The 26018-nt window shown below is 63.0% G+C and carries 27 protein-coding genes and 1 tRNA gene; 14 read left to right on the top strand and 14 right to left on the bottom strand.

Annotation, left to right across the window (positions count from 1 at the left end):
* The first annotated feature begins 55 nt into the window (after window positions 1–55).
* The 14 genes from Q7S20_14450 (at window position 56) to Q7S20_14385 (ending at window position 9576) form a co-directional block, all read left to right on the top strand.
* Window positions 56–1342 carry a DUF512 domain-containing protein gene (locus tag Q7S20_14450; protein MDO8503031.1) on the top strand — a complete coding sequence of 429 codons (1287 nt, stop codon included), beginning with the start codon at window positions 56–58 and terminating at the stop codon, window positions 1340–1342.
* Window positions 1339–2646: a ribosome biogenesis GTPase Der gene (gene der, locus Q7S20_14445; protein MDO8503030.1), complete on the top strand. Its 1308-nt coding sequence runs from the start codon at window positions 1339–1341 to the stop codon at window positions 2644–2646. The genes Q7S20_14450 and der overlap by 4 nt, the downstream gene beginning before the upstream one ends.
* Window positions 2647–3270 (top strand): glycerol-3-phosphate 1-O-acyltransferase PlsY, encoded by a 624-nt coding sequence (gene plsY / locus Q7S20_14440; GenBank protein ID MDO8503029.1) that lies wholly within the window; start codon window positions 2647–2649, stop codon window positions 3268–3270.
* A complete protein-coding gene (locus Q7S20_14435; GenBank protein MDO8503028.1) occupies window positions 3267–4262 on the top strand; it encodes an NAD(P)H-dependent glycerol-3-phosphate dehydrogenase in 996 nt (331 codons plus the stop codon). Before plsY ends, Q7S20_14435 begins: the two co-directional genes overlap by 4 nt.
* Entirely contained in the window at window positions 4262–4624 is a 363-nt protein-coding gene (locus Q7S20_14430; GenBank protein ID MDO8503027.1) for a MerR family transcriptional regulator, read from the top strand. The genes Q7S20_14435 and Q7S20_14430 overlap by 1 nt, the downstream gene beginning before the upstream one ends.
* On the top strand, window positions 4621–5337 hold the full coding sequence (locus tag Q7S20_14425; protein ID MDO8503026.1) for a glycosyltransferase family 2 protein: 717 nt from the start codon (window positions 4621–4623) through the stop codon (window positions 5335–5337). The genes Q7S20_14430 and Q7S20_14425 overlap by 4 nt, the downstream gene beginning before the upstream one ends.
* Entirely contained in the window at window positions 5337–6098 is a 762-nt protein-coding gene (surE, locus tag Q7S20_14420) for a 5'/3'-nucleotidase SurE (protein MDO8503025.1), read from the top strand. Before Q7S20_14425 ends, surE begins: the two co-directional genes overlap by 1 nt.
* Complete coding sequence (locus tag Q7S20_14415; GenBank protein ID MDO8503024.1) at window positions 6080–6742, top strand: protein-L-isoaspartate(D-aspartate) O-methyltransferase; 663 nt, start codon at window positions 6080–6082, stop codon at window positions 6740–6742. Before surE ends, Q7S20_14415 begins: the two co-directional genes overlap by 19 nt.
* Window positions 6743–6747: 5 nt before the next feature.
* Window positions 6748–7089 (top strand): hypothetical protein, encoded by a 342-nt coding sequence (locus tag Q7S20_14410; GenBank protein ID MDO8503023.1) that lies wholly within the window; start codon window positions 6748–6750, stop codon window positions 7087–7089.
* A 5-nt stretch (window positions 7090–7094) separates the two neighbouring features.
* Entirely contained in the window at window positions 7095–7367 is a 273-nt protein-coding gene (locus Q7S20_14405) for an acylphosphatase (protein ID MDO8503022.1), read from the top strand.
* A 110-nt stretch (window positions 7368–7477) separates the two neighbouring features.
* Window positions 7478–8476 (top strand): DUF362 domain-containing protein, encoded by a 999-nt coding sequence (locus Q7S20_14400; GenBank protein ID MDO8503021.1) that lies wholly within the window; start codon window positions 7478–7480, stop codon window positions 8474–8476.
* Window positions 8477–8635: 159 nt separating this feature from the next.
* Entirely contained in the window at window positions 8636–8797 is a 162-nt protein-coding gene (locus tag Q7S20_14395; GenBank protein ID MDO8503020.1) for a hypothetical protein, read from the top strand.
* 23 nt (window positions 8798–8820) lie between these two features.
* Window positions 8821–8894 (top strand) — tRNA-Arg (locus Q7S20_14390).
* 67 nt (window positions 8895–8961) lie between these two features.
* A complete protein-coding gene (locus Q7S20_14385; GenBank protein MDO8503019.1) occupies window positions 8962–9576 on the top strand; it encodes a tetratricopeptide repeat protein in 615 nt (204 codons plus the stop codon).
* 356 nt (window positions 9577–9932) lie between these two features.
* Here Q7S20_14385 and dapF read toward each other — a convergent pair whose 3' ends face one another.
* The 14 genes from dapF to kdsB form a co-directional block, all read right to left on the bottom strand.
* Entirely contained in the window at window positions 9933–10772 is an 840-nt protein-coding gene (gene dapF / locus Q7S20_14380) for a diaminopimelate epimerase (protein MDO8503018.1), read from the bottom strand.
* Window positions 10772–11494 (bottom strand): polyprenol monophosphomannose synthase, encoded by a 723-nt coding sequence (locus Q7S20_14375; protein MDO8503017.1) that lies wholly within the window; start codon window positions 11492–11494, stop codon window positions 10772–10774. Before Q7S20_14375 ends, dapF begins: the two co-directional genes overlap by 1 nt.
* Window positions 11487–13976 (bottom strand): YfhO family protein, encoded by a 2490-nt coding sequence (locus Q7S20_14370; GenBank protein MDO8503016.1) that lies wholly within the window; start codon window positions 13974–13976, stop codon window positions 11487–11489. Before Q7S20_14370 ends, Q7S20_14375 begins: the two co-directional genes overlap by 8 nt.
* An 8-nt stretch (window positions 13977–13984) precedes the next feature.
* Window positions 13985–14911: a lysylphosphatidylglycerol synthase domain-containing protein gene (locus tag Q7S20_14365; GenBank protein ID MDO8503015.1), complete on the bottom strand. Its 927-nt coding sequence runs from the start codon at window positions 14909–14911 to the stop codon at window positions 13985–13987.
* Window positions 14892–16058: a glycosyltransferase gene (locus tag Q7S20_14360; GenBank protein ID MDO8503014.1), complete on the bottom strand. Its 1167-nt coding sequence runs from the start codon at window positions 16056–16058 to the stop codon at window positions 14892–14894. The genes Q7S20_14365 and Q7S20_14360 overlap by 20 nt, the downstream gene beginning before the upstream one ends.
* A gap of 4 nt (window positions 16059–16062) precedes the next feature.
* Window positions 16063–17088 (bottom strand): glycosyltransferase family 2 protein, encoded by a 1026-nt coding sequence (locus Q7S20_14355; GenBank protein ID MDO8503013.1) that lies wholly within the window; start codon window positions 17086–17088, stop codon window positions 16063–16065.
* Window positions 17085–18539, bottom strand: coding sequence for an RNA polymerase factor sigma-54 (gene rpoN, locus Q7S20_14350; protein MDO8503012.1), 1455 nt, complete (start codon window positions 18537–18539; stop codon window positions 17085–17087). Before rpoN ends, Q7S20_14355 begins: the two co-directional genes overlap by 4 nt.
* 8 nt (window positions 18540–18547) lie before the next feature.
* A complete protein-coding gene (gene lptB / locus Q7S20_14345) occupies window positions 18548–19354 on the bottom strand; it encodes an LPS export ABC transporter ATP-binding protein (protein ID MDO8503011.1) in 807 nt (268 codons plus the stop codon).
* Between the two features lie 410 nt (window positions 19355–19764).
* A complete protein-coding gene (gene lptC / locus Q7S20_14340) occupies window positions 19765–21201 on the bottom strand; it encodes an LPS export ABC transporter periplasmic protein LptC (GenBank protein ID MDO8503010.1) in 1437 nt (478 codons plus the stop codon).
* On the bottom strand, window positions 21198–21761 hold the full coding sequence (gene lptC / locus Q7S20_14335) for an LPS export ABC transporter periplasmic protein LptC (GenBank protein MDO8503009.1): 564 nt from the start codon (window positions 21759–21761) through the stop codon (window positions 21198–21200). Before lptC (Q7S20_14335) ends, lptC (Q7S20_14340) begins: the two co-directional genes overlap by 4 nt.
* Window positions 21758–22726 carry a KpsF/GutQ family sugar-phosphate isomerase gene (locus Q7S20_14330; protein MDO8503008.1) on the bottom strand — a complete coding sequence of 323 codons (969 nt, stop codon included), beginning with the start codon at window positions 22724–22726 and terminating at the stop codon, window positions 21758–21760. Before Q7S20_14330 ends, lptC (Q7S20_14335) begins: the two co-directional genes overlap by 4 nt.
* The gene (gene kdsA, locus Q7S20_14325; GenBank protein MDO8503007.1) at window positions 22723–23538 is read right to left on the bottom strand and encodes a 3-deoxy-8-phosphooctulonate synthase; all 816 of its coding nucleotides are present in this window, start codon (window positions 23536–23538) and stop codon (window positions 22723–22725) included. The genes Q7S20_14330 and kdsA overlap by 4 nt, the downstream gene beginning before the upstream one ends.
* The gene (locus Q7S20_14320) at window positions 23538–25202 is read right to left on the bottom strand and encodes a CTP synthase (protein ID MDO8503006.1); all 1665 of its coding nucleotides are present in this window, start codon (window positions 25200–25202) and stop codon (window positions 23538–23540) included. Before Q7S20_14320 ends, kdsA begins: the two co-directional genes overlap by 1 nt.
* A gap of 3 nt (window positions 25203–25205) precedes the next feature.
* Complete coding sequence (gene kdsB, locus Q7S20_14315) at window positions 25206–25964, bottom strand: 3-deoxy-manno-octulosonate cytidylyltransferase (GenBank protein ID MDO8503005.1); 759 nt, start codon at window positions 25962–25964, stop codon at window positions 25206–25208.
* Window positions 25965–26018 lie beyond the last annotated feature (54 nt).

The raw sequence follows: 26018 nt of genomic DNA, 5'->3' as shown, positions 1-26018 counted from the left end.
GTAAACATCAGCAATTACTTGATTTCCGCGCCTATAGCTCTAAATTACTTTAGCTATGGTAAGAGTCGCTCGAGTGGCCGATGGAAGCATCGCCGAAGAAATCGGAATAGTCGTCGGCACCGAGCTGATCTCAGTCAACGGTCGTAACGTCCAGGACTTCCTCGACTGGGAGTTTCTCACCGCCGAAGACGACCTCGTAGTCGAGACGCGCCAGCCCGATGGCGAGGGGATTGTCTACGAGATAGCGCGCCCCGAGGGCGAATCCCTCGGCATCGCGCTCGAGCCGCCCAACGTCCGGCGCTGTGCCAATCGCTGCGAATTCTGCTTCATCGAGGGATTGCCGCAGGGCCTGCGAAAGAACCTCTACATTCGCGACGACGATTATCGCCTCTCGTTCGCGTACGGCAACTTCGCGACCCTCTCCAACGTGAAGGAGCGTGACATCGCCCGCATCCTCGAGTTTCGCCTGTCACCCCTCTACGTATCGGTGCATGCGACCAACTGGGAAGCACGAAAGATTCTCCTTAACAATTCGCGCGTGCCGAACATCGTCGAGCAGCTGACGCGGCTCGCAGAAGGCGGTATCCAGTTCCATTCGCAGATGGTGATCGTCCCCGGCCTCAACGACGGCGCCGTGCTCGAGGAATCGTTGTCCGATCTCTGGAATCTCGGCGACGCAGTCATTTCGGCCGCTGTCGTTCCCGTCGGCCTCACGCAGTTCTCGCATCTCTACAGCGGCGCATCGATGGACGCGGAGAAAGCCCGCGAGCTCATTGCGCAGGTGAACCGCTGGAGCAAGCGCGCCCTTCGCGAGAGAGGGCAGAGGTGGGTGTACGGATCGGACGAGCTGTATCTGCTCGCTGGCGTGGAGCTGCCCGGGCCGGATCATTACGGTGACTTCGCTCAGATCGAGAACGGCATCGGTGCCATCACATCGCTCCGTATGCGCGTCGCCGAGGGACTCGAAGACCTGCCACGGCTGGACGGACTGCACATTGGCGTGGTCACCGGCAAGGCGATGGTGGATCTCATGCCCGAGTTGCTCGGCAAACTGACACTCGCGACAGGCGCCCGATTCACGTTGATCCCCACCGAGAATTCACTCTTCGGTCCGACGATAACCACCGCCGGCCTGCTGGTCGGCGCCGACATCCGCCGTGCGCTTCAGTCGCGCGACGAGCTGGACATCGCGCTCATTCCCGCTGAAACGATAAATGAAGACCGCATTTTCCTCGACGACGTGATCTTCGACGAACTTCGCGCCGAGCTGCCCATGCCAGTGCATCCGTCATACGACTTCGTAGACGTTCTCGCGAGCGAGCAGCTGGCGATCGCAGCATGAATATTCCCGTCATCGCAATCGTCGGGCGGCCAAACGTAGGGAAGTCGGCGCTCTTCAACCGCATCGTCGGCGACCAGAGCGCAATCGTCAGCGACGAACCGGGTACCACGAGAGATCGCCACTTCGCGCGCGCCGACTGGAACGGGCGGCAGTTCTGGCTGGTGGACACCGGCGGGCTCGCCGACGATCCGCACATGCCGATGGATCGCGAGATTCGGCGCCAGGTCATGGAGGCGATCGGCGAAGCGGACCTGCTCCTTCTCGTGGTGGACGCACAGGTCGGTCTGCATCCAAGCGATTCCCGCGTCGTGGATCTCCTTCGCGAGTCGCGCAAGCCGTGGGTTCTTGTCGCCAACAAGGTGGACGACCCGGCATCCACGGAATACTTCGAGTTCTATTCGCTCGGCGCCGGCGATCCGGTCCCGGTCTCGGCGCAGAATGGAAAGAATTCAGGCGATCTCCTCGACACGATAGTCGAGCGGATCCCTGAGTCGACAGAAGAGCCGGGTGATGCGCTGCGCGTTGCGGTGATCGGTCGGCCGAATGTCGGCAAGTCATCGCTCGTCAACCGCCTTCTCGGCGAGGAGCGGCTGGTCGTCGACGATATCGCGGGCACGACCCGCGACGCCATTGATACGCCGATGATGTATCACGAGCGGGAGATAGTGTTCGTGGACACTGCCGGCCTCAGACGCCAGTCGCGCGTGGACGATGGGATCGAGTTCTACTCGTCGCTGCGGTCCCGGCGCGCCATCGATCGCGCCGACATTTGCATTCTCGTGATAGACGCGGTCGAAGGGCTCCACAATCAGGATCTGAAGATCGCCGCTCTGGCGTGGGAAGCCGGGCGCGGATTGATTGTCGTCGTCAACAAGTGGGACCTCGCCGAGAAGGAGACGAACTCCGCGTACAAGTTCGAGAAGGAGGCGGCCGAGAAGGCTCCGTTCTTCCGCTTCGTGCCGTTCATCTTCACGTCGGCGCTCACCGGTCAGCGCGTGACGCGCATTCTCGATACGATTCTCCAGGTCGAGGCGGAGCGCAGCAAGCGCATCTCGACCTCCCAGGTCAACAACACTCTCGAAGAGCTCATCGCGCGACGCCAGCCGCCTCAGGCAGCCGGGCGCGAGGTGAAGCTGAACTACGCGACACAGGTGGAGACTACGCCGCCGATGATCGCCGTATTCGGAAACAATCCCGATCTCGTGCAGGAGCATTACATCAGGTATCTCCACAACGGGTTCCGCGCAGCGTGGGGATTCACCGGAAGTCCGCTGCGCGTCGTGATGCGGCGGAAGTCGGCCTAGGTGCATCCACTGGTGGGGCTGGTGATCGCGTATCTGGCCGGGTCGATTCCGTTCGCGTATCTGGCTGGAAAAGCGAAAGGGATCGATCTCCGCCAACACGGCTCGGGAAACCTCGGAGCGACGAACGCGATGCGCGTCCTGGGCCCGAGGATTGGTGGGCTCGTCTACCTGTGTGACACCCTGAAGGGAATGCTTCCCGCTCTCCTCCTTCCCCCGCGCATTGACAGCCCGCATCCAGAGCTGTGGGCGATCGCGTTCGGGGTCGCCGCCATCGTCGGACACGTGAAGCCGATTTTTCTGCTGGGGCAGGGAGGGGGAAAGGGAGTCGCGACCGCCGGAGGGGTGTTCTTCGGACTGGCGTGGCTTCCGACGCTCATCGCTTTCGTCTGCTTTGTGACGGCTGTGGCGATTACGCGCTACGCGAGCGTTGGCTCCCTGGTCGCGGCCGTCACGCTTCCGCTGGCGATGCTTTTCTTGAGGGGCGCGACCGATCCGTATTTCCTGATCAGCTGCGTCATCGGCCTCTTTGTGATCTGGATGCACCGGACCAACATCTCCCGTCTGCGCCAGGGGACCGAGCCGAAGATCGGCTCGCACAACAAGGCGGAGGCGGAGGCGGCATGACCCGGTGCGCTGTCATCGGCGCGGGAGCGTGGGGGACGGCGCTCGCCGACCTCCTCGCCCGGAACGGCCATGACGTTCGTATCTGGGCCTACGAGTGGGACGTGGTAGAAACGATCAACCGAACGCACCAGAACCGCAGATTCCTCCCCGGAAATCAGCTGGCCGAGACGCTGACAGCGTACAACGAGCTCGACGAGACGCTCGAAGGCGCGGAGCTCGTCACGCTGGTGACGCCTTCACATGTGCTTCGTTCGATCGCCCGTTCGGCGCGACCGCATGTGCCGTCTGACACTCCGATCGTCGTCGCATCGAAGGGAATCGAGCGCGATACGCTCGCTTTGATGACGGACATCGCGGCCGAGGAGCTGCCGCAATCAACGGTCGTCGCGTTGTCCGGGCCAAGCTTCGCCGCCGAAGTAGTGGCACAGCAACCGACCGCTGTCGTCGTCGCGTCACGAAGCGCGGAAGCGGCGCTGTTTGCGCAGCAGGCGTTCAGCTCGATCCACTTCCGCGTGTACAGCCATTCCGACGTCACCGGCGTGGAGATTGGCGGATCGCTGAAGAACGTAATGGCTGTCGCGACTGGAATTGCGGAAGGTCTTGGGCTCGGTTTCAATGCGCGCGCCGCGCTGATCACTCGCGGGCTCGCGGAAATGACGCGACTGGGTGTGCGCCTGGGAGCGGAGCCGGCAACGCTCGCCGGTCTCGCTGGCCTCGGCGACCTGGTACTCACGTGCACCGGATCGTTGAGCCGAAACAGAAGCCTGGGCGTCGAAATCGGGCGCGGAGTATCGCTTGACGAAGTGCTGGCGGGGAAGGAGACGGTGGCCGAGGGAGTAGTGACCACACGGAGTGCTCATGCGCTGGCGGCGCGGGAGGGAGTGGAGATGCCAATCGTTGATGCTGTTCACCGGGTGTTGTTCGAAAGACAGCCGGCGCGCGATGCCATCAGCGCGCTGATGGCGCGCGAGCTGAGATCGGAGACCGAGTGATGGCCGCCGAGCCAGTAAGGGAGTTCTTCTCCATGGGCGACGTCTGCAACCTGACGGATCTGAAGCCCCATGTGCTGAGGTACTGGGAGAGCCAGTTCCGCTTTCTCCATCCGGCCAAGAATCGGTCCGGGAATCGCGTATACCAGCGGCGCGAGATCGAGCTTATCATGCTCGTGCGTCAACTTCTGTACACGGAGAAGTACACGATTGACGGCGCGCGTCAGAAGATCGACGAGTACAAGAAGAACGGAGAGATCCGCAGCGTTGCCCGCGCGGCGCTCGATATGCAGACTGTGGAATCGCTGGAATCCGATCTCCGCGCGATTGCCGCGATCCTGAAAGGAGATGAGCCGCCCGAATGAGTCGATCGGTCGTGGTGGTCATGGCGGCCTACAACGCCGGCAAGACGCTCAGTCCCGTTGTCCGCGGGCTGCGCACCTCGCTTCCTGAGGCATTCATCATCGGAGTGAATGACGGATCTTCCGACGGGACTGGCTCGCTCCTGAGATCCGTCTGTGACAGCGCCATAGACTTCGCCGAAAACCGCGGCAAGGGTGCCGCGCTTCAGGCCGGTTTCGCCGCCGCGCTGGAGCGCGGGTGTGATGCTGTCCTCACGATAGACTCCGACGGCCAGCACGATCCGGCCTTCGCGCCGTCGCTGATTGCCGCTCTCGACCACTGTCACGTCGCAATCGGCACGCGCGACCTGACGGGAGAGCAGATGCCCAGGCATCGCCGTTTCGCCAACTTTCTGTCGAGCGCAGCGACGCGGCTCGTCTCGGGCGGCGCGGTGAAAGACAGCCAGTCCGGATTCCGCGCGATTCGACGCGAAGTGCTCGAAGAGATTCATGCGCGCGGCGACCGCTACGAGTTCGAGACAGATTTCATCATCCGGACCGCGCGCGCCAGCTTCTCCATCAGCAACGTGCCCATATCCACGATCTACGGTCCGCAGAGCTATTTCAAGGCAATCGCGGACACGATGCGAGTGATCGGCGTGCTGTGGGGTCATCGGTCGGGAATTTTTCACAAGCACGTTCCCCGGCCAACATCGTGCGACTCCGGAGAAAACTGATGCGGCTGCTTTGCACCAATGACGACGGCATCCTCGCGCACGGCCTCCAGTGCATGATTGCGGCGGCCGAGCCGCTCGGCGAAGTGACTGTGGTGGCGCCAGACCGCGAGCAGAGCGCGACCAGCCACTCGCTCACACTTCACCATCCCGTTCGCCCGATACAACGCGGTGAGCGCCGATGGCAGGTGGACGGCACGCCGACCGATTGCGTGATGCTCGCCGTCGAAGCGCTGATGCCCGAACGTCCGGACTTCGTGCTGAGCGGGATCAATCATGGTCAGAACATGGGCGACGACGTACTGTATTCGGGAACCGTCGCCGCAGCCATGGAAGGAATCTCGATCGGCATACCTTCGATAGCGGTTTCATTCGCCGGCGGCGATCTGAGAGCCGATGAATCAATGCTCGACGATCAGATCGAGTCGTTGACCGCGCTGCTCCGCCATCTCACTTCGCTGCCGGCATTTCCACCGAACACGCTGCTCAACGTGAACCTTCCGCCGATCCGCGGTCCGGAGATTCGAGGCGTGCGGCTGACGCGGCTCGGAAAGCGCGTGTATTCCGACTCGATCAAGCGCATGCAGGACCCGTGGGGGCGGCCGATCTACTGGATCGGCGGTGGCTCCATCGCGTGGTCAGGCCCGACGAATTCGGACTTCCGTGCAGTAGACGAAGGCTTCATCTCGGTGACGCCGCTCCAACTCGACGTGACTCATCACGCGATTCTCGATGCGCCGGAGAAATGGTGGCGGGACCAGTAGATCCGCAGGAGTACCGGGGCGCGCGCAGGCGCCTGGTCGAGACGCTGCAGGAGCAGGGGATCCGCGATCTCTGCGTCCTTCACGCGATCGATGCGACGCCTCGCCACCTTTTCGTTCCGACTGGCGTAAGGCACCGTGCCTACGAGGATTCCGCGCTGCCGATCGGCAACCAGCAGACAATCTCCCAGCCGTCCATCCACGCCCGCTACCTCGAGCTCCTCAAGCTGACGGGAAACGAGAAAGTCCTCGAGATCGGAACCGGATCGGGCTACCAGACTGCCCTCCTGTCGAGGCTTGCCTCCCAGGTGTTCAGCATCGAGCGGATCGCGCCGTTGCTCGAGAAGGCCAGGGAAGTCCTAAAGCAGATGGGAGCGAACAACATTTCCTTCATGCTGGGTGATGGGACGCTCGGATGGCGCCAGTTCGCGCCGTTCGACGCGATTCTCGTTGGGGCGGCGGCACCTGACGTGCCGGCCGCGTACATCGAACAGCTGGCGGAGAACGGGCGGCTGCTGATTCCACTCGGCGACAGGGACGAGCAGATTCTGCATCTCTTCACCCGGAGAGATGGTGAGCTGGAGCGGCAGGATATTGCGCCAGTACGATTTGTGCCGCTTCTGGGCAAGCATAGCTGGGAGGCCTGAGGCAAGTGAGCGAAGCGGGAATTCACAGTCCGCCGACAGTCCCGCGGTTCCCGCCATTTTCCGGGCTGGGGACTGCGTCGCGCGAGTACGGCGCCGCCCTGGCTGACGATGATCTTCCGCCGATCGAGCAGTTCCTCGACGAGCTGCCATCAATTGACGACTTCGGACTGGACACCGGCGCCATCGCGAACTCCGTGGTTCGCGAGGCGGAGCCGGACTATCGGGTCGTCAATGAGCCGGAATACGGGTCAGAGCATCCCGAGGAAGACGCCGAGGGCTGGGCGGTATCGGAGTGGCAGTCGTACGACTGGCAGGGCTTGGCGACGCTGCTGAGAATGCGCCGCTGACCCGCATGGCCGACGTGCATTTGCAGGTGTCCGGGAAAGTTCAGGGGGTTGGGTTCAGGTGGTTCGTCCGTATGGCCGGCCGCCGGCTGCAGCTTGCGGGCTGGGTCAGGAACATGAGCGACGGCACTGTCGAGATAGCCGCCTCGGGGAGCGAAGAGAAACTTGACGAGCTTCGGCGGGTCCTGCGGAAGGGGCCGGACGGCGCGGTTGTGACGGAAGTGACCGACCTCGATCTGGTTGGGGAAGTGCTCGAGTTTCCGTTCGCCATGCGTAAGTAGTAGTGGAAGTTGTGGCGCTCTGTTAAATTGGCTTGATAGCCCTACGCCCCCGAGATCGTCGAGCGGTTCCTGTCATGCGGCAGGCCTGCTGCCTTCACCTGGGAGGACACATGGTTCGGCCCGCTCGTGACCTCGATCGTCGCGACTTCATCCGCGTGGTGACTGCAGGCATGGCACTGATGCCGGCACTTGGCATGTCGGGGCTGGCGCAAGTGGTGGGGCCACGCCGGACCCGGGTCGCCTTGGTCAGGACCGGTGATCGAAAGCGCGGCGTCGCCGCTGCGCTCAAGCTGCTGGATCTCACCGCCGTCAAGGGCAAACAGGTCGTCATCAAGCCGAACTTCAACTCGGCGGACGATGCGCCGGGGTCGACCCACAACGATACACTCTCTCAGCTCGTCACTGAGTTGCATGGGTTGAATGCGCGCCGCGTCACGTTGGGCGAGTCGAGCGGGCCGCCGCAGACCCGCAGCGTGATGGAAAAGAAGGGAACGTTCGACCTGGCCAGGGACTTCCGTTTCGACGTGGTGGACTTCGAACAGATCACCGAGAAGGACTGGGTGACGTTCCCGGCTGCCGGCACGCACTGGCCCAAGGGGTTTACGCTGCCCCGCCTGGTGGTGGACGCCGAGTACAATGTGTCGACGTGCTGCCTGAAGACGCACGGATTCGGCGGCGTGTTCACCATGTCGCTCAAGCTCTCGGTGGGACTGACGCCAAAGTCGATTCGAAGGGTCATGCACGCCTCGCCCGACATGCGCCGGATGATCGCGGAGCTCAACACTGGCTACAAACCAGATCTCATCGTGCTCGATGGCGTAGCGGCGTTCACCGACGGCGGACCTTCGCGCGGTGAACTGAAGGCGGGCAACGTGATGATCGCAGGCGACGATCGCGTCGCGGTCGACGCCGTCGGGCTCGCGATGCTCAAGTCGCTTGGTGCGAATCAGGCCATCATGAGCCGCAAGATCTTCGCGCAGGAACAGATCGCCCGCGCGGTGGACCTCAAGCTCGGCGTCCTCAGCGCCGACGCGATTGACATCGTTACCGGTGATGCAGAGAGCAAGGCTGTCGCCGACGCGTTGACAGCGATCCTTGCGCAGGGGTAAGTCACCCGTCGGTCGCAGCTTCGGCTTTCCGAAAGAGCACTGGAAGCACTTACGAACGATCAACATCATCGAGTCGCTCCTTGCAGCTGTCCGGCTCCGCACCAAGCCTTTGGCCTTGCACGCTCGATTGTGTCGCGCCGGTTCATCCGCGAGTTGGGCGTGAGCGAAGGGGAGATCATTAAGTTGTGCGGCTGGAAGACCCGCGATATGTTCGACAGATACAATATCATCGACTCAAGCGACCTCTCACGCGCCGTCGCTCGACGCTTCAACGGCAAAGTAACGGCAAAGAAAGAGGTAGAAGCAGAGCAGGTGAGTTAGCTAAGTCGTTATAAATCAACGTTGCCCCCGTAGCTCAGGTGGATAGAGCAGCGGTTTCCTAAACCGTTGGCCGGGTGTTCGAGTCACCCCGGGGGCATCACAACCTTCACCTCATCCACGACATGACATCGTCTTTCTCGACCTCAGAGCGTTCCGAATCCTTTATGGACTGGTTCCAGCTTCACAGCAGGCAGGTGGCCTGGGGCGGCTTGGCGGTCGTTGCCCTCGCCGCCGGCGGATGGTTCTACAACAGGTCGCAGGAGTTGAAATCCGAACGTGCCGAAAAGGCATATTTCGCCGCCCAGCGGTCGGTAGTCGTCGGGAATCTGCCGCTGGCGGAGTCCGATCTGAGGAAGATGGTGAGCCGGTACGATGGCACGACGGCGGCGATGGAGGGCCGGCTGGTTCTCGCTCAGATCATGTACGACCAGGGCAAATTTGAGCAAGGCGTGGCCGAGCTCCGGAAAGCAGAGGATCAGATCGGGGGCTCGAAGGAGCTTGGATCATCAGTACATATCGTCCTTGCGGGCGGGCTCGAGCAGCTCAACAAATACGGCGAAGCGGGCGAACAATATGAGAAGGCAGCCAAGGTCGCGCGGTTCGATTCCGACCGCCAGCGGTACGAGAGCCTGGCTGCGCGGGCGTATCTGACGGGCGGTAACAAGGCGAAGGCGAAGGAGATCTGGACCGTATTGGGCGCCGACTCGAAGGGTACTGTGGCGGGCGAGGCGCGTGTACGCCTCGGCGAACTAACCGCTGCTGTAGAGCCCAAGTCCTGACGACAGGAAGGCGACGGCATTGTGCCGTCGCCCTTATCCGCGCCCAGTTTACAACAACGTATAATATATGTTATGTAAACTACTGGTGGTGGAGAAATGTGGAGAACAGGATGTCCTTCCCGGTTAGGATGTCGCTAAGTGCTGTAATGAGAAGGTTTTGAGGCTGCCAAGCTAGAAAGCGCGTCACTTCCTCGCGATTTCCGGTCCGACTGCGTTGATTTCGCCAGCGCCCGGATGATCAACTGTCGCCATTCCCGTTACCCGTTACCCGCTGCCCGCCAACGGGTCACAGGTAACGGGTCACAGGTAACGGGTCACAGGCAACGGGTCACAAGTAACGGGTCGCGGGTCGCGGGTCACGGGTCCTGGGTAACGGTCAGATCCAAATCCCGGATCTGACCCGAAAAAACGATGTCGGCACCCCCGCGCAGCGATGGATACCACTGCGCTCCCTCGCGGCGAACCCGGACTCCCAGATCGCGCCCGGATCGTGTCCGCAGGCGCACTGGAGAAGTCGCCCTGCCCCACTCGGTCAGCAGGATGGCGCTCGCTACCGCGCCAGTGCCGCAGGCGAGCGTCTCGCCCTCGACACCCCGCTCGTAAGTCCGGATCGTCCACCAGTCCCGCTTGGGGGTGAGGAAGTTCACGTTGGCGCCGTCGCTCAGCGAGCGATCGCGCCGGATCCGCGAACCTCTACCGAGGATATCCGCCGTTTCGGCATCCTCGTCCACAATGACGATGTGCGGAACACCCACCCTGGCGAAGCCGAGCAGACTCTCCCGCGCCAGGCGATCGATCTCTGGAACCTCGGTCCGGACCTCGCTGACCGGCGCCAGGTCGATTTCCGGGAGGCCGTCCACCATCCGGCCCCTGACTATCCCGGCATCGGTTTGAATGGATATCTCGTCCGCCCGCACGATGCCGACCTCATGGGCCAGACGCACGGCACAGAGAGTCGCATTGCCGCAAAGCTCCCCGAGCGAGCCATCACTGTTGTAGTAGCGCATCGTGAATGAATCATCGGCGCCCGGCTTGAGGAACACCACTCCGTCCGCTCCTACGCCCGTTCCGCGCGCGCTCAAGGCCCGGATCGCCGATGCCGACTCGAGCTGGCCGACGGGCCCCTCGCTCAGGTCGAAGAAGACAAAGTCGTTGCCCGACCCGCTCATCTTGTAAAAAGATCGATTGGATTCCATCAGACTCGCCCCCGGATCCCCCACCACCGCAGCCGCCAGACCATCCAGACGGCCTCGCGTACGATGCGCTTGGACATCTTGCTGGCGCCGTGGGACCGGTCCACGAACACAATCGGGATCTCGACGATGCGGAATCCCTTCTTCCACGCGCGGAACGTCATCTCGATCTGGAAGGCGTAACCGTTGGAGCGGATGTCGCCCAGGTCTATCGCCTCGAGCACGCGGCGACGGAAGCACTTGAAGCCGCCGGTCGCATCGAATACCGGGAGTCCCGTGACACGACGCGCATAGATGTTCGCGGAATAGCTCAGGAAGAGACGGCTCATCGGCCAGTTGACGACGTTGACCTGGCCATCCAGGTACCGTGAGCCGATCACCAGATCGGCGTTCTGGATGGCGCTCAGGAAAAGCGGGATTGCATCGGGCGAATGAGAGAAATCAGCATCCATCTCGAATATGAACTGATAGTCGCGCTCCAGCGCCCAACGGAACCCGGCCACGTAGGCCGTGCCGAGTCCAAGCTTCGCCGCGCGATGAATTGCGTGGACGCGCGGGTTCTCCACCGCAATCGCGTCCACGATATCGCCGGTCCCGTCAGGCGACCCATCGTCCACGACCAGCATGTCGATCGACGGATCCTGCGCGAGCACGGCGGCGATCATCCGCTCGATGTTATCCTTCTCGTCGTACGTCGGTATGATGACAAGTGTCCGATCAGTCAATCGCTTCGCGCTCCCGTAGAATTCCCCCGGCGATCAGGCCCGCGGCGGCGAGCAGCGCGAGGATGGTTATCAGCTTGCCCTGCTCATACGCCACGTCGCTGAAACTCAGCTCTATCTTCCGTCCACCCTCGGGCAGCTCGACACCGGTAATGGTATAATCGGCTCTTCCCACGGTTGCGGGCTTTCCATCGACGGTGGCTGTCCAGCCCGGAAAGTAATTCTCCGAGACCATCAACGCGGATCCTCGCGGCGCCGGCGCATTCAGCTCGAGTGATACGCGCCCGGGCGCGTAGCGTGTGACCGACGCCGACACTGCAGATGCTGGCGGCAATGCGCCCAGATGCTCGACACCCCGCACATTCGCATCGGGGGCGAAAAGCGCCGCCGTGCGCAGGTCGAACGCCTGGTTCAACAGCGTCGCGCTGACAGACGGATCATCTGCCTTCACGATCACCGGTGCGACCCACGCGTACGGGTTCTCTCCCGGCAAACGGTAGAGATACACGTTCGTACCGGCCGCGTCCTTCACCGGACCGATGATCCATTCCGCTCCTGGAAAGAATCTCCCGACGTCGGCGGTGTTGGTGAGGAGATACCGCATGTTGAGAAGCTGCCAGATCCGTGGGTTGAAGATCTGAATGAAGCCCCGCTGCTTGTCGAGCAGCTCGTTGTATCGGCCCAGTTGATTTCCATGATATCCAAGCACCGTGCGGACCCGGTGGATCATCAGGCCATCGCCCTGGAGATTCGTGTCTCTGCGTCCGTTGGGCTCGAGCTCGATCGCCAGAACGCGGGCTGGCTGCGGGTCTCGCTTGACGCGCTCGATCGCCGCGTCAGCCCGATATGTGATGGATGCCGGCGGTGAGAAGACCCAGTAATGGCGCATGATGGTCCACGAGTCTGCCGCGGCAAGAATGGCCAGCGACCACCCCACCGCGCCGAGCGTGAGACGCCCGCGCCTGTGCAGAAGAATGACTCCCACTGGAAGCAGAACGAACGCGAACGAGCGCCATGCCCCAAGAATCACTTCGAGCGAATTGGCGATTACACTATCAACCATCTCGTCCGGTGCCAGCGCCTGCGCGAAGTCCGTGAGAACGCCGGTCGATCCAAGCGCCACAACGATCCCCGCGAACGCGAGCCAGCCGAACGCATACTTCAGACTGATCGCGCGCGTCAGCACCCGCTCTACACCTGTCGCGGACAGTACGGACAGCGCCATCGTCCCGACGAAGAACACGGTCGCCGGCGCCCGGAAGTACTTCGTGCCCGGAATGATCGCGTATGGTATTCGATAGAACGGAGTGTGTCCGCCGAGAGCCCAGAGGAGCGCGATGACGAACGTCACCGACCAGAACATCACGAAGCCCCGGCGGGGATCCCTGCGAAGCCGCGTGAACGCCGCTCCAGCGAGAACCAGGACAACCGCTCCGATGTAGTCGGTGTGCAGGTGAATCGCGTTCTCGCCCCAGTATGCCTCGATCATTCCGGTGAACTGCGGCAGGTACGCGTCGAAGAGCTCCCTGAGCGGCCAGGCGTACGACGTCGCGACCGCGTAGTCGGCGAGCCCGCCCGCCCGCGGTGACCAGGCCACGTACTCGCGCACAGGGAGATACTGTATCGCGCCGATAGCGAGGCCGATCGCGACAGCGAGGAGAGCGAGCCCCATGCGCGCGGCCACGGTACGCGCGGGAATGTCGCGACTTCTGAGCAGCGAGACGGATAGATGCAGCGTGAACGCGCCACTGGCCAGAAGCAGATACTGCAGGAGCTGCGGATGCGGGCTCAGGACGGCAAGGCCTACAGCAAGCGCCAGCACTCCCCAGCTCCACCTCCTGCCCCGGTGCATGCCGAGCGTCAGCATCCAGAGCGTGAGCGGAAAGAGCGCGCTGACAGACAGCTTGCCGTCGTGCCCCGGTGACACGAGCGAGGCGAGCTGCCCGCTCATCATGTACGCGACACCGCCAAAGAGCGCGGAATAGAATCCGAAGCCGCTGGCGCGCAGAAAGTAGTAGGTGAACCAGCCCGCGAGAAAGAGATGCATGATGAACGACCACGTCATCGCCGCATCGGTCGGCATCACCATCCGGAGCAGAAACGTTGGATAGAAGATGTCGCCGTGCATCGCGGCGATGTACGGCATGCCGCCGAACAGATACGGATTCCACTGCGCGAATCCACCGGTCGCCTTGAGAATGCTCGCACCGTATTCGCGGAAGGCATAGCCGGCGACGAACTGATCGCTGTTCGGGCCGGCCAGAAATTTTCCGGCGATTGCGGGATAGCCAAGTGCGAGCGTGCAGAGCGCGTACAGCACAGCGGCCCAGAGACCGGGCCGGCTGGGCCCGCTGTCGGCCACCATCTCGCGCGTGATCGGCGGGAACGGCGGAGGCGCCGGCTCCCCCGACGTGGAGGTCGGAGGCCGCTCGGCTACGGCGACCGACGACTCGTCATCGTTTTCCTTCTTTCTGTCTTCTTCCATTCCGTTGGTCAGTCAGTGCGGGATGCGCGCTTTTTTGCCGCCATGTATGCGAATCCGGGCAGCAGCTCGGTCACCGTCAGCCACAGCCGCGAGGCGATCGCCACCGCCAGCGCGTCGGCCTGGCCGGTCAGGCCGAGCCGAAGCATGCCGGTGACCATGGCGCTTTCGCGAACGACGGCTCCGCCGGGCGCGAAGAGTGCAAGAAATCCGATGATGTAGGACGCCGCATAAACTGCGATGTACGAAGATGTTGCGCCAGCAGCACTTCCGAGTATTCCCCTCACGAAGAACTGGAACGCGACGCCGTACATGATCCACGAGACGATCGAGCTCGCTGTCGTAAGCCAGACCACCGATGCAGGCGTTCGCGGAAGAGCGATTGATCGTCCCGTGAGCGAGCTCACCAGTCGTCCGGCATGCGGGAGCAGAGCCGGAGTCGCCGCGAGCACGGCCAGTATACCTCCCGCGGCAGCAACGGCGATTCCGGGATGATCGACCGCCTGAGCGCCTGTCACCAGCACCACGCCGATGCCGGCGGCGACCGTCACGAGCTGGATCAGCACCGACGAGCCCGCCGCGGCGACCCCCGAGACCTTGCTGTCGCGTGCCATCATTGTCATCGCGGCGATGGACCACACCTTCCCGGGCACGTACTTGCCCAGATTCGAAACGAACCAGATGCGCGCGGCCTGACCGAACGGAAGTGTCTCACCCGACGCAATCAGAATGCGCCGCCACGTTTCGATGAGCAGGACGTACGTCGCGACTACGATGACCGTGGCCAGCGCGATCCATCCCCACTCCGGCCGCAGCGCACCAAGTCGCGCCCCGGCGCCGGCCCATTGCCCGCGCAGCGCCTTGACGGCGTACCAGACAGTGGCCGCAGCGAGAATCCACTGCGCCGCGACGAATGCGCTACGCCGTGCGTTCAGCAACGACCTGGCGATAGATGTCTGTGTAGCGCCGCGCGGCGGACTCCGGCGAGAACGCCGCCAGAGCGAAGATGCGGCCCGCTTTCCCCAGATCCGTGGCGCGCTCCGGCGCCGCGAGGACCTCGTCCAGAGCGGCGGCAAGCTCCGCGGCGTCGCCTGGAGTGACGAGCAGGCCCGTTCGCTCGTGCTGGATCACGTCCGTCAATCCGCCCGATTTGAATGCGATGACCGGCGTCTCGCACAGCAGCGCCTCCGCGGCAACCAGCCCGAGCCCTTCTTCCATAGAGGGCACGACGAGCGCCGTCGCCGACTGGTAAAAATGACTCAGGTCCTGCTGATTGAGCTGACCGTGCCACACGACGCGATCGCTCACGCCGAGCTGTGAAGCGAGAAGCCGGAACTCGTCCGATTGATTCCCCTCTCCGACGATATCGAGCATGGCCGGATGCTTCATCGAGGCGAACGCGCGAAGAAGATGATCCAGCCCCTTCTGCCTGTTGACGCGTCCGGCAAAAAGAAACCGCTGCCCTTCGCGCCTGCCTCCTGGCGAGAACCGCTCCGTCGCGACGGGCATCGGCGCGACGTCGGGGCGCGTTCCGGGCGCGAGCCTTCCGACTTCGGAGGCAAGCCAGCTCGAAACCGTGGTCACCCGCGATGAATGCTTCATCACGCTTCTGAAAATCGGCCGACTCACTCCGATCTTGCTGACCATGCGGACGTCGGTTCCATGCATCGTCGTCACGAGCGGCTTGTGCGAGAGACTCGATAGCCACATCCCCACGACGCCGTTAGGAAACCACCAATGCGCGTGGATCACGTCGGGTTCGAAGCTTCGCCGCGCATTGACGGAGCGTACGAAGTCAGCGCCGAAGAATCCCAGGAGAGCGAGTCTCGCGCTCCAGGAAGTCGCGACGTCCTGCGCCATGCTGCCCGTATACGCCAGCGTTTCGTATCGGCGAGGGGCATAGCGGAAACGCTCGACTGTGACTCCGTCGAATTCCTCGGCGTCAGGAACTCCTTCCGCCGCCGGAGCGACGACGTGCACGCGCACGCCCTCGTCACGAAGCGCGACCGCGAGCCGCAGCAAAAAGGATCCGGGAGCGTCCCCGCGAAATCTCGGGAACGAGTGCGTGAGAAAAAGGACTTTCACCAGCTCAGCGATCGAGCAGCGTGTCCCGTCCCTGCGCGAGCTCCTCTATGCGAGCCCTCAATTCGCGCGTCTCGGCTCGCTGTGCGGCGACGAGTTCACCGATGAATCCGGTCGAGAAGAAGACGCTGCCGAGAATCAGGCAGCTCTGGATCACCGTCCATACCGCACGCAGCCCTTCTCCGGTTGCCGCCAGCCACGCCAGCGCTGTCACGCCCGCCACGACACCCAACAGAAACAATGCGGCGCCGAGCATTCCAAACAGCAGCAACGGCTTCTTCGCGAAGCGGAGCTCGAACCAGACGGCGAGCATGTCTATCACACCGACAGGAATCCGGCCAATTCCGAATTTCGAGTGGCCGGCGTAGCGGGGATAAAGAGGAACAGGAATCTCCGAGACGGTGAACCCCTGGGCGACCGCCATGACGATCATGTAGCGGTGCCAATCGGGGCGCGCCGGCAGCGACTCCATCACCTCTCGCCGGTACGCCTTCACCGAGTTGAGATCGCGAACAGGGACCCTGAAGAGCGACCTGCTGAGGTGGTTGTAGATGCCTGATACGAACGCCTTCCTGTACTCCCCCTGCTTGTACCCCGTCACCATGTCGGTCTCGCCGGCGAGTATCGGCGCCACGAGTCGGGGAATGTCCTCCGGCTTGTACTGCAGATCGGCAGGATAGAACACGAGCACCGATCCTCGCGACGCGAGATACCCCGTGCGAAGCGACTCCGCGATGCCGCGTCTCGCGCGGTGGCGCACGGCACGCAGGAACGGATACCGCGCGGCGAGCGACTCCAGAACCTGCCAGCTGTCGTCCACCGATCCGTCGTCAATCACGATCACTTCATAGCGGCCCGGCGCCGCCGCGAACGCCGCCGCGGCCTGTTCCATGAACAACGGAAGATTCTCTGCCTCGTCCTTGGCGGGGACGAGCACGCTCACCAGCGGGCGCTGGACGTCGGACACGCCGGACGGCGAAGCGAGCGGGACGCTGCTCGCGGCTACGGTCGCTTGAACCCGGGCAGCGGTCATATCCGCTTCCGCATCCTCGCGGAAAGGACGCCAAGCTGGTCGCGGTACTTGGCGACGGTGCGTCTCGCGATCTGGACGCCGCTTTCTCGCAGGATGTTCACGATCGCCTGGTCCGTGAGCGGATGCTTTGGATCCTCTTCCTGCACCAGCTTCTCGAGCTGGTCCTTGATGCCCCGCGCGGAGACGTCGTCACCATCGGACGTAGCGAGCCCGGACGAGAAGAAAAACTTGAGAGGAAGCACGCCGCGCGGAGTCTGCACGAACTTTTCGTTTGTCACGCGGCTCACGGTAGACTCGTGCATGTTGATGACTTCCGCGACCTCGCGGAGCGTCAGCGGCTTCAGGAACTGCACGCCCTTTTCGAAAAACTCGCGCTGCCTGTCAACGATGTAGTTCATCACCTTTAGCATCGTCTGGCGTCGCTGCTCTATCGCCTGGATCATCCAGTTTGCCGAGTTGAGCTTGCTGGAGATGAACTCCTTGTTCTCGCCTTCGAACTTTTTCTTGTCGCGGGCGATCTCCTGGTATACCTTGCTGAGCCGAAGTCGCGGGAGGTTCGCGTCATTGAGAAAGATGCGATACTCGCCGTCAATCTTGTCCACGATCAGGTCGGGGATAATGTAGTTCTCGTTGCCTGAGCGGAACCTCAGGCCGGGCTTCGGATCGAGCTTCGCAATCTCGTCGGCAGCATTCTGGACGTCGCTCGCGCTGATGCCGAATCGCTTGGAGATCTCGCTCCACCGGTGCGCGATGAGCTCCTCGAAGCAGTCGTGTACCAGCCTGTAAGGAACGGACTGGGTGAGTCCTGCGTCGTTCAGCTGAAGCATCAGGCACTCGCGAAGATCGCGCGCGCCGACGCCCGGCGGGTCCAGCTCATGGACCGTGCGGAGCATCGCTTCGCCTTCTTCCACGGTGTACAGCGGAAGCTCGCCGAGATCGCGGTCTTCCGTCTCCGCCGCCTGCACGATCATCTCGTTCACCGAGTCGATCACCTGCTCGACGGGTGTAGCGAGGTAGCCGTCATCGTTGATGTTGCCGAGAAACTCGTCGGCCAGAAGCATCTCGCGGGGACTCAGCTCGAGGAGGCTGACCTGGTCACGCAGGTGATCGCTCAGGTCTCGCGTGGCGACAGTCACCGGCTCGTAGTACTCGCGCTCTTCGTGCTCCTCGCGCCGCCCGCCCGCCGTGTCGAACCCGTCGAGGAGAATCTCCTCCCAGTCTATCTCCTCGCCGCGCTCCTTCTCCTCGGGCGTCTCGGCGACTGCTTCCGGCTCCGTCTGCTCATCTTCGTCTTCCTCCTCGACGTCCACCAGGTCGAGGAAGGGATTATTGAGCAACTCCTGCTTGAGGTGCTGCTGCAGATCGAGCAACGGCATGTAGAGAAGATCCATCGCCTGATAAAGACGGGGATTGATCTTCAGCTCCTGCCGAAGCTGCGTTGACTGGCTCATTCCTGGCTTCACGACGCCGCTCCCGCTGGTTGCTCGTGTGAGAATCTCTGGCGTAATCGCGCTGTAAGTGTGGGGCCGAGGTATATGTCGGCCACCGTGTCGTCAAAGACCAGGTCACGAACAGTGCCGGAAACCTTCACCTGTCCATCGAACATTATGTAGGCGCGATCCACGATGTCGAGGGTCTGCTCCACATTGTGGTCGCTTATGAGCACTCCGATGCCCCGATGCCGCAGTCCGGCCACGATTGTCTGGATATCGTGCACGGCGATAGGGTCCACGCCGGCGAAGGGCTCGTCCAGCATCATGAACTTGGGGTCCGTCACCAGCGCCCTGGTGATCTCCAGCCGACGACGCTCTCCGCCGGAGAGCGAATAGGCCTTGTTCTTCCGCAAACGCTTTATGCTGAGCTCGTCCAGCAGCTTCTCCAGCCGACGGTGCCGCTCGGCTCCCGAAATCGGGAGTGTCTCGAGGATCGCCATGATGTTGTCCTCGACCGAGAGCTTTCTGAAGATTGAGGGCTCCTGAGACAGATAGCCAATCCCCAGTCGCGCCCGCTGGTACATCGGCATGTTCGAGATATCCTTCCCGTCAATGAGGATCGTTCCTTCCTCCGGCTCGATGAGTCCGACGATCATGTAGAAGGTAGTCGTCTTGCCGGCTCCGTTCGGGCCAAGCAGGCCGACGATCTCGCCCTGCTGCAGGCGGACGCCGACATCGTTTACGACCGCTCGCCGCCTGTATTTCTTGACCAGCCCCTTCGCCTCGAGGACGCTCCCGCCGACAAGTCGATGTGAGCTTGGCGGCGTCTCGATCGTCGAATACTCGCCTGTATGGCGGAAAATCTCGGCGATCTCTCCCTTGTTGGGAGCCACGTCACTCCATAGTGGCTGGGACAGCTGGATATGGAGATCCGTCGAATCGGTTTCGGGGTCGAACCTCCGGATAGCGCCGTCGCCTGCCAGCCGCGGAAGGATCGATGCCTTGAGGTATGACTCGACCTCGTCGAGCCCGAGGCGCCCCGCCTCCCGCTCCGCATCCTTCCCTTCCACGCGCAGTGCGCGGAGGAACTCGTCGCGATACCTGATGACGACGTTGTGGAATGGAGCCGATCCGCTCTGGTCGGCCTCGTGCATGATCGCGCCGAGCGCGATCGACATGGAGCGCTCGTCACCCGAGAGGTGGCGTATGATCTCGCGAACGCGTGGCGGGAATTCGTCGAAGCTCAAGGAGAGCGCCTTTTCGGTGCGGCCGCGGCCGGTGGTGATGGAGGGGTCACCCGATTCGGCGTCGGTGTGGATTGCCGCGATCCGGGAGCCACCTGTGTACCGGCGGTCGTGGACGGCTCGAGATACACGCCGGACGCCTGATCGGTCACGTTCACGGTGCTGACCGCCCTGTCCGCGAAAGCGACGGTGATGATGCGGCCACGCACGTAATTGAGATTCGGCAGTCCGCGCCCTGGAGTGCTTCCGGCGAGCTGATGGAACGAGCTTGCGTCGCCTGTTGCGACGATGCGCCTGGCCTGCGGTCGCGTCGTCGTATCGCCGGCGGCGACGCTGTCAAACTCGGCGATCACTTGATCACCGCGCATCCAGTCTCGCTCCGTCGAGATTATCCGGCTGGTGTCGGGCGTGCTGTTTGCGTAGGCGTTGCCGATGGCCCTCACTTCGCGTAATCGCTGGCGCGGCATCTGCGCGTCTATCGAATCGGCGATCACCTGCCGGTCGGGTGAAATCGCCTGCGCCCTCGATTTCCTGCCCCACGCCATGACGCGCTGAAGCTGATTGTCGCTCATCCTCAGATCCACGGAGTCGGCGAGAAGCTCGAGATCGTGGCTCAGAACGTGGCCGGTCGGTGTCGAGACGACCCGCTCCAGCAGCTTGTTCCGCGAGAACAGGTCGATGACACCCCCCGTCAGCGTAAAGGGTTGTCCCTTACGGCTTTCGACGGACGGCGTCTTCATGAGCCGCGCGAACTCGCGCTGGCCATCAAGAAATGCCGAGTCGCTCTTCGCGATGAGGTCGGGCCGCGTCACCTCGACATTGCCCGACGCATAGACGATGTTGTCGCCTTCGGCAACAAGAGAATTGGCTACCACGTTTACCGGCTCGGCGGGCTCTGCCGAGTTGCTGCGCTGCACGATGGACATGTGCGGCCTGCCGGTAGCGACTGTGCGCGCCAGGGGACGCACCGGCGTGACCCGGTAGTAGTCTATTACCGGCCCGCGGATCGTCGTGCCCGTCTGCGTCCGCACGTTCACACTGCCTTCGGCGCGGATGCGATCCTCGAGCTGGAAGTATGTCATGCGGTCCGAATCCACTTTCGCGCGGGGCTCCGTGTAGTGGACGTCGCCGATGAGGTACAGGACTTTCCGGTCGCCATAGTATTCGGCACTGTCGGCAATGAGAGTGTTGTTCTGTCCCTCACAGTGGTAGGTGACTCCTCCGCCCTGGAAGAAGTTGTACTGACCGCCTGCGGTTTTCTGTGCGTTCGTGCGCGTGTTCCCCGATGTAGTCTCGTACTGAAGGACGCACTCGCGGCCGGCAACCTGCGCGGAAGTCGCGTGCGGGAGTGCCGCCAGCACCAGGAACGCAGCCGTCGCGGCCACGGCGGTGGACCGCCATGCACCGGAAAGTCTGCCGCCGACTGTCGTCGTCATTGCCCTGGCAGTGTCACGGCGCCGGTCGTGCCGCTTTTCGTCTTGAGGATCTGAACGCTCTGCATGTTTGGGTCGGACCTGAACCCGATGCCTTCCAGCCTGCGACCGGGCTCGGTCAGGACAAAAGAGCTATCGCTCGAGATTTCGTTGCTCGACTGATCGTACTTGAGCTCGGGCGTCGTCAGGCGCCTGCCTTCCTCGGTGATGACCACGACATCCTGGCGCGCGATCATCATTCCGAGGCGGCTGCCATAGGTGCCCCGCTTCGAAGTGAGATATGCGTCCCTCGCGCCGCTCATGGTGTAGAACGTCATGTCCACCTTGCGCAGCTCGACCCGCGTATTGTCGTCGAAGAAGTATGCCGTATCGGACAGCAGCTCGGCACGAGCCAGGCCCTTGTCCGTGAGGTGGAACCGCGCACCGAACATCACCTGATCGGCGGAATCTGCGAGCGCTGATCGCGCCACGACGGGCGGCGATGTCCTGGCGTCGCAACCCGCGGCCAGAGCGACGCACAGGAGAGTGCCAAACGCAGCCAGAGCCGAACGGGATGCGGTCATACGACGCCCGCCCGCATCAGGTCGTGCAGGTGTATTACCCCTACGAGCCGTTCGTCGCCATCAACGACCGGCATCGAGATGATTCCGTGCTGCTCCATGCGATATACCACCGCGCTCCCAAGCTCATCCTCGTGGGCAATTCTCGGATTGACCGTCATCACGCTGCTGACGGGAATCGGCATGACATTGTCTTTGTGCTCCATGAGGCGCGTCAGGTCTCCGGACGTGATGACACCGGCTACGCGGCCGTCGTCGCCACGGATGACGGCGATCCCGCGGCGTTCCGCGAGCTGCACCACCGCTTCACGCATCGTCGCGTCGCGCGACAGAACCGGAAGCAGATCGCCGCTCACCATCACGTCCCGCACCTGCGTCAGGAGCTTTCTGCCGAGCGCTCCCGCCGGGTGAATCCTGGCGAAGTCGTCGGCCTTGAATCCCTTTTCTTCGAGCAGCGCGACCGCCAGCGCATCGCCGATGGCGAGAGCGACAGTCGTGCTCGTCGTCGGCGCCAGGTCGAGCACGCATGCTTCTTCGCTTACCCATGCGTCGAGTGCCACGTCGGTATGGCGCCCGAGTGTGGAGTTGCGATCGCCGACGATCGCGATGGTGCATACACCCAGACGCTTGAGGTGCTCCAGAAGCGCCACCAGCTCGTTGGATTCACCGCTCTTGGAGATGAGGACCGCGACGTCGGCAGCTCCGACGATTCCAAGATCTCCGTGCAGGCTTTCCGACGGATGCAGGAACGTCGCGGGAGTTCCGGTCGAAGTGAGCGTCGCCGCGATCTTGCGTCCGATCAGCCCCGACTTGCCGACGCCTGAGATGATCGCGCGCCCGGTAGAGCGCGCGAGAAGCTCCACCGCGCGTGCGAAGGACTCGTCAATGCGCTTCTCGCTTTCCTGCAGCGCTTCCCGCTCCATGCGGATCACTCGACGTCCCCGCTCGACGATCTCGGCTGACTTCATCGCCGAACCGCCTCCCAGACGGACACGATTCTGTCGAGGAGTCCCTCGAGCTGGTCCAGCGGAAGCATGTTCGGCCCATCGCTCGGTGCATTGTCGGGATCCGGGTGTGTCTCGAGAAACACTCCATGCGCGCCCGCCGCGACAGCGGCGAGAGCAAGGATCGGAATGAATGCGCGCGTCCCGCCGCTCGCGCCGCCTTCGCCGAGGCCTGGGCGCTGCACGCTGTGTGTCGCGTCGAAAATCACCGGGCAACCGGTGGCTGAGCCCATGCGCGCGAAGGCACGCATGTCCACGACGAGATCACCGTACCCGAAGAACGTGCCCCGCTCGGTAACCGCCACTTCGGCTGAAGCGCCCGTGCCCTGAGCTCCGCGCACCTTGTCCACGGCGCCGCGCATTCCTTCAGGATGCAGCCATTGCCCCTTCTTGACGTTGACCGCGCGGCCCGTCGCGCCGGCGGCCTCGAGCAGATCGGTCTGTCGGCACAGGAATGCCGGGATCTGGAGCGCGTCGGCGACGTCCGCTGCCTCCGCGCACTGTTCGGGAAGATGCACGTCGGTGATCACTGGCATCCCGGTGGCTTGCTTCACCCTGCGGAGCGCCTCGATACCGGCTCCCGGGCCGGGGCCGCGAGCCGAGCCCCTATTCGACCGATTTGCTTTGTCGAAGCTCGCCTTGAAGACGATGCCTCCGGGAACGCGCGGGCTCAGCCGCTGCAGCTCTCTGGCGATCGAGAGGTTGAGCTCGTCGCTCTCGACCACGCACGGGCCCGCGATCACGAAAAGGCGGTCGCGGGGGAAGAGTGGGGTCACTACTCCGCCGGCTCCAATACGGCGCGTTTCCGCTCCGCCCGCATTTTTTTCGCCTCGACAGCAGCGCCGATGAAGCTTGCGAATAACGGGTGCGGGCGGGTGGGGCGTGACTGAAGCTCGGGATGGAACTGGCATCCGATGAACCACGGATGCGTCTGCAGCTCGACGATCTCGACCAGCGAGCCATCGGGAGACAGGCCGCTCAGCGTCAGCCCATGCTCGACGAATGCATCACGGTATGCGTTCGACACTTCGTATCGATGGCGGTGGCGCTCGCTGACCTGCGACACTCCGTAGATCTCGGCCGCACGCGTTCCGGGGCCAAGGCGGCAGGGGTACGCCCCGAGGCGCATCGTTCCGCCCATGTCCGTCAGATGCTGCTGGGATTCCATGAGGGAGATGACGGGGTTGCCGCATTCAGGGGCGAATTCGCTCGAGTGGCTGTCGTCGAGGCCGATCACATTGCGCGCGAACTCGATGATCGCGCTCTGCATGCCGAGGCAGATGCCGAAGAACGGAAGCCCGGATTCGCGCGCATAGCGGATCGCTTCGAGCATTCCCTCGACGCCTCGCACCCCGAAGCCGCCGGGAACGAGAATGGCGTGAAAGTCAGCCAGCAGCTCGCGGGTCCTATCGCGTCCGGTGAACATGTCGCTGGCGAGCCAGGAGATATCCACGCCGACGTCGTTGCCGATGCCGCCGTGAATCAGCGCTTCCTGCACGCTCTTGTAAGAATCAATGAGCTCGGTGTACTTGCCGATCACTGCCACCCGCACGCGGTCCTTTGGCGCGACGATTCGGTGGACCATCGCGCGCCACGCGCTCAGATCGGGCGACCGCCGGCCGAGCAATCCAAGCCGGTGCATCACGCGCTCGTCGAGCCCCTGCTCGTGGAACGTCAGCGGGATCTGGTAGATCGTCGGCACGTCGCGGCTTTCCACGACCGCGCCGAACTCGACGTTGCAGAAGAGCGCGATCTTTCGCTTCACGTCTTCGGAGAGCGCGCGCTCGCTGCGACAGATCAGGATGTCTGGCTGAATTCCGATTTCCATCAGCTCGCGCACTGAATGCTGTGTGGGCTTGGTTTTCACTTCGCCCGCGGCCGCGATGAACGGAACCAGCGTGAGGTGGATGAAGATGGCGTTCTCGCGTCCGATCTCGTGCCTGAACTGGCGGATGGCCTCGAGGAACGGAAGCGACTCGATGTCGCCGACCGTACCCCCGATCTCGACTATCACGACGTCGCTCTCCGGCGCGAGGCGTTTCATTGCCGCCTTGATCTCATCGGTGACGTGGGGAATCACCTGCACCGTGGAGCCGAGGTATTCCCCTCTCCGCTCCTTGGTGATGACGTTCAGGTAGATGCGGCCGGTCGTCACGTTGTTCGCCTGGGCGAGCGAGCGGTCAATGAACCGCTCATAGTGGCCGAGGTCGAGGTCGGTCTCCGCTCCGTCGTCCGTGACGAACACCTCTCCATGCTGGAAGGGCGACATGGTGCCCGGATCAACATTGAGGTAGGGATCGAACTTCATGATCGTCACGCGCATGCCGCGCTCGACGAGGAGCCGCCCGATGGATGCGGCGGCGATTCCCTTCCCGAGGGAGGAAACCACTCCGCCGGTGACGAAGATGTAGCGTGTTTGCTGATTCGACTGAGGCTGCATTGATTACCGTCCGGCGATGAATTCCTGCCACCGCGCGTTCACGCGGCTCAGGTCGTCTTCCGTATCTATTCCGCTCGCCAGCGGCTCGTCGGCGATGGCGACGCCGATCGGGATGCCCGCCGCCAGCGGTCGCAGCTGCTCGAGACGCTCGGTGTTCTCGAGCGGGTGCTGAGGAAGGGCCACCCAACGCCGGATCGCCTCCCTCGAATATGCGTAGACTCCAATGTGCTGCAGCATCCTGATTTCGGCCGAACCGATGGCGTCAGGATCTCTTACGAATGGAATCCCGGCTCTCGAGAAATAGAGAGCGCGGCCATCATTGCCCAGCACGACCTTCACCACGTTCGGATCACCCGCGATATCCCAGGGAGCGGGAGAAGCGGCCGTGCCGAGCGGGAATCGTCCTGAGGAGACCATCTCGGCGGCTCCCTGCACGGCTTGCCGGCCGATGAAGGGCTCATCACCCTGGACATTCACAATGGTCGTGAAGTCGGCGAACCGCGGCATCTCCGCCACCTCGGCTACCCGCTCGGTGCCGGTGGTATGGTGGCCGCCGGTCATGACGCACTCGGCGCCTGCCTCGCGGACAATCGCCGCGACCGACTCGTCATCCGTGGCGACGACACATGCGTCGGCAACTTTCATTTCGGAGACGCGTTGCCAGACGCGGACTATGAGTGGGATGCCGCCGAGCAAACGCAGCGGCTTGTGGGGGAGTCGAACCGCCGCGAGGCGCGCCGGAATAACCACCAGCGTCCTCATCCACCACCTGATTTCGCGCGGCTGGATGCAAGAGTCACGCCATCAAATATACGT

It is taken from the genome of Gemmatimonadaceae bacterium, from assembly GCA_030647905.1.
Taxonomy (GTDB): Bacteria; Gemmatimonadota; Gemmatimonadetes; order Gemmatimonadales; family Gemmatimonadaceae; genus UBA4720.
The sequence above is the reverse complement of the archived record's forward strand: the minus strand, read 5'-3'. Positions and strand labels throughout refer to the sequence as shown.

Excerpts from the sequence above, each read along its gene's own strand:
- Q7S20_14430 (MDO8503027.1), top strand. The coding sequence starts at position 4,262 with ATGGCCGCCGAGCCAGTAAGGGAGTTCTTCTCCATGGGCGACGTCTGC.
- surE (MDO8503025.1), top strand. The coding sequence starts at position 5,337 with ATGCGGCTGCTTTGCACCAATGACGACGGCATCCTCGCGCACGGCCTC.
- Q7S20_14425 (MDO8503026.1), top strand. The coding sequence starts at position 4,621 with ATGAGTCGATCGGTCGTGGTGGTCATGGCGGCCTACAACGCCGGCAAG.
- der (MDO8503030.1), top strand. The coding sequence starts at position 1,339 with ATGAATATTCCCGTCATCGCAATCGTCGGGCGGCCAAACGTAGGGAAG.
- Q7S20_14400 (MDO8503021.1), top strand. The coding sequence starts at position 7,478 with ATGGTTCGGCCCGCTCGTGACCTCGATCGTCGCGACTTCATCCGCGTG.
- rpoN (MDO8503012.1), bottom strand. The coding sequence starts at position 18,539 with ATGAGCCAGTCAACGCAGCTTCGGCAGGAGCTGAAGATCAATCCCCGT.
- Q7S20_14330 (MDO8503008.1), bottom strand. The coding sequence starts at position 22,726 with ATGAAGTCAGCCGAGATCGTCGAGCGGGGACGTCGAGTGATCCGCATG.
- Q7S20_14355 (MDO8503013.1), bottom strand. The coding sequence starts at position 17,088 with ATGACCGCTGCCCGGGTTCAAGCGACCGTAGCCGCGAGCAGCGTCCCG.
- Q7S20_14370 (MDO8503016.1), bottom strand. The coding sequence starts at position 13,976 with ATGGAAGAAGACAGAAAGAAGGAAAACGATGACGAGTCGTCGGTCGCC.
- Q7S20_14450 (MDO8503031.1), top strand. The coding sequence starts at position 56 with ATGGTAAGAGTCGCTCGAGTGGCCGATGGAAGCATCGCCGAAGAAATC.
- Q7S20_14405 (MDO8503022.1), top strand. The coding sequence starts at position 7,095 with ATGGCCGACGTGCATTTGCAGGTGTCCGGGAAAGTTCAGGGGGTTGGG.
- Q7S20_14320 (MDO8503006.1), bottom strand. The coding sequence starts at position 25,202 with ATGCAGCCTCAGTCGAATCAGCAAACACGCTACATCTTCGTCACCGGC.
- lptC (MDO8503009.1), bottom strand. The coding sequence starts at position 21,761 with ATGACCGCATCCCGTTCGGCTCTGGCTGCGTTTGGCACTCTCCTGTGC.
- Q7S20_14385 (MDO8503019.1), top strand. The coding sequence starts at position 8,962 with ATGGACTGGTTCCAGCTTCACAGCAGGCAGGTGGCCTGGGGCGGCTTG.
- Q7S20_14435 (MDO8503028.1), top strand. The coding sequence starts at position 3,267 with ATGACCCGGTGCGCTGTCATCGGCGCGGGAGCGTGGGGGACGGCGCTC.
- kdsB (MDO8503005.1), bottom strand. The coding sequence starts at position 25,964 with ATGAGGACGCTGGTGGTTATTCCGGCGCGCCTCGCGGCGGTTCGACTC.
- lptC (MDO8503010.1), bottom strand. The coding sequence starts at position 21,201 with ATGACGACGACAGTCGGCGGCAGACTTTCCGGTGCATGGCGGTCCACC.
- Q7S20_14415 (MDO8503024.1), top strand. The coding sequence starts at position 6,080 with ATGGTGGCGGGACCAGTAGATCCGCAGGAGTACCGGGGCGCGCGCAGG.
- dapF (MDO8503018.1), bottom strand. The coding sequence starts at position 10,772 with ATGGAATCCAATCGATCTTTTTACAAGATGAGCGGGTCGGGCAACGAC.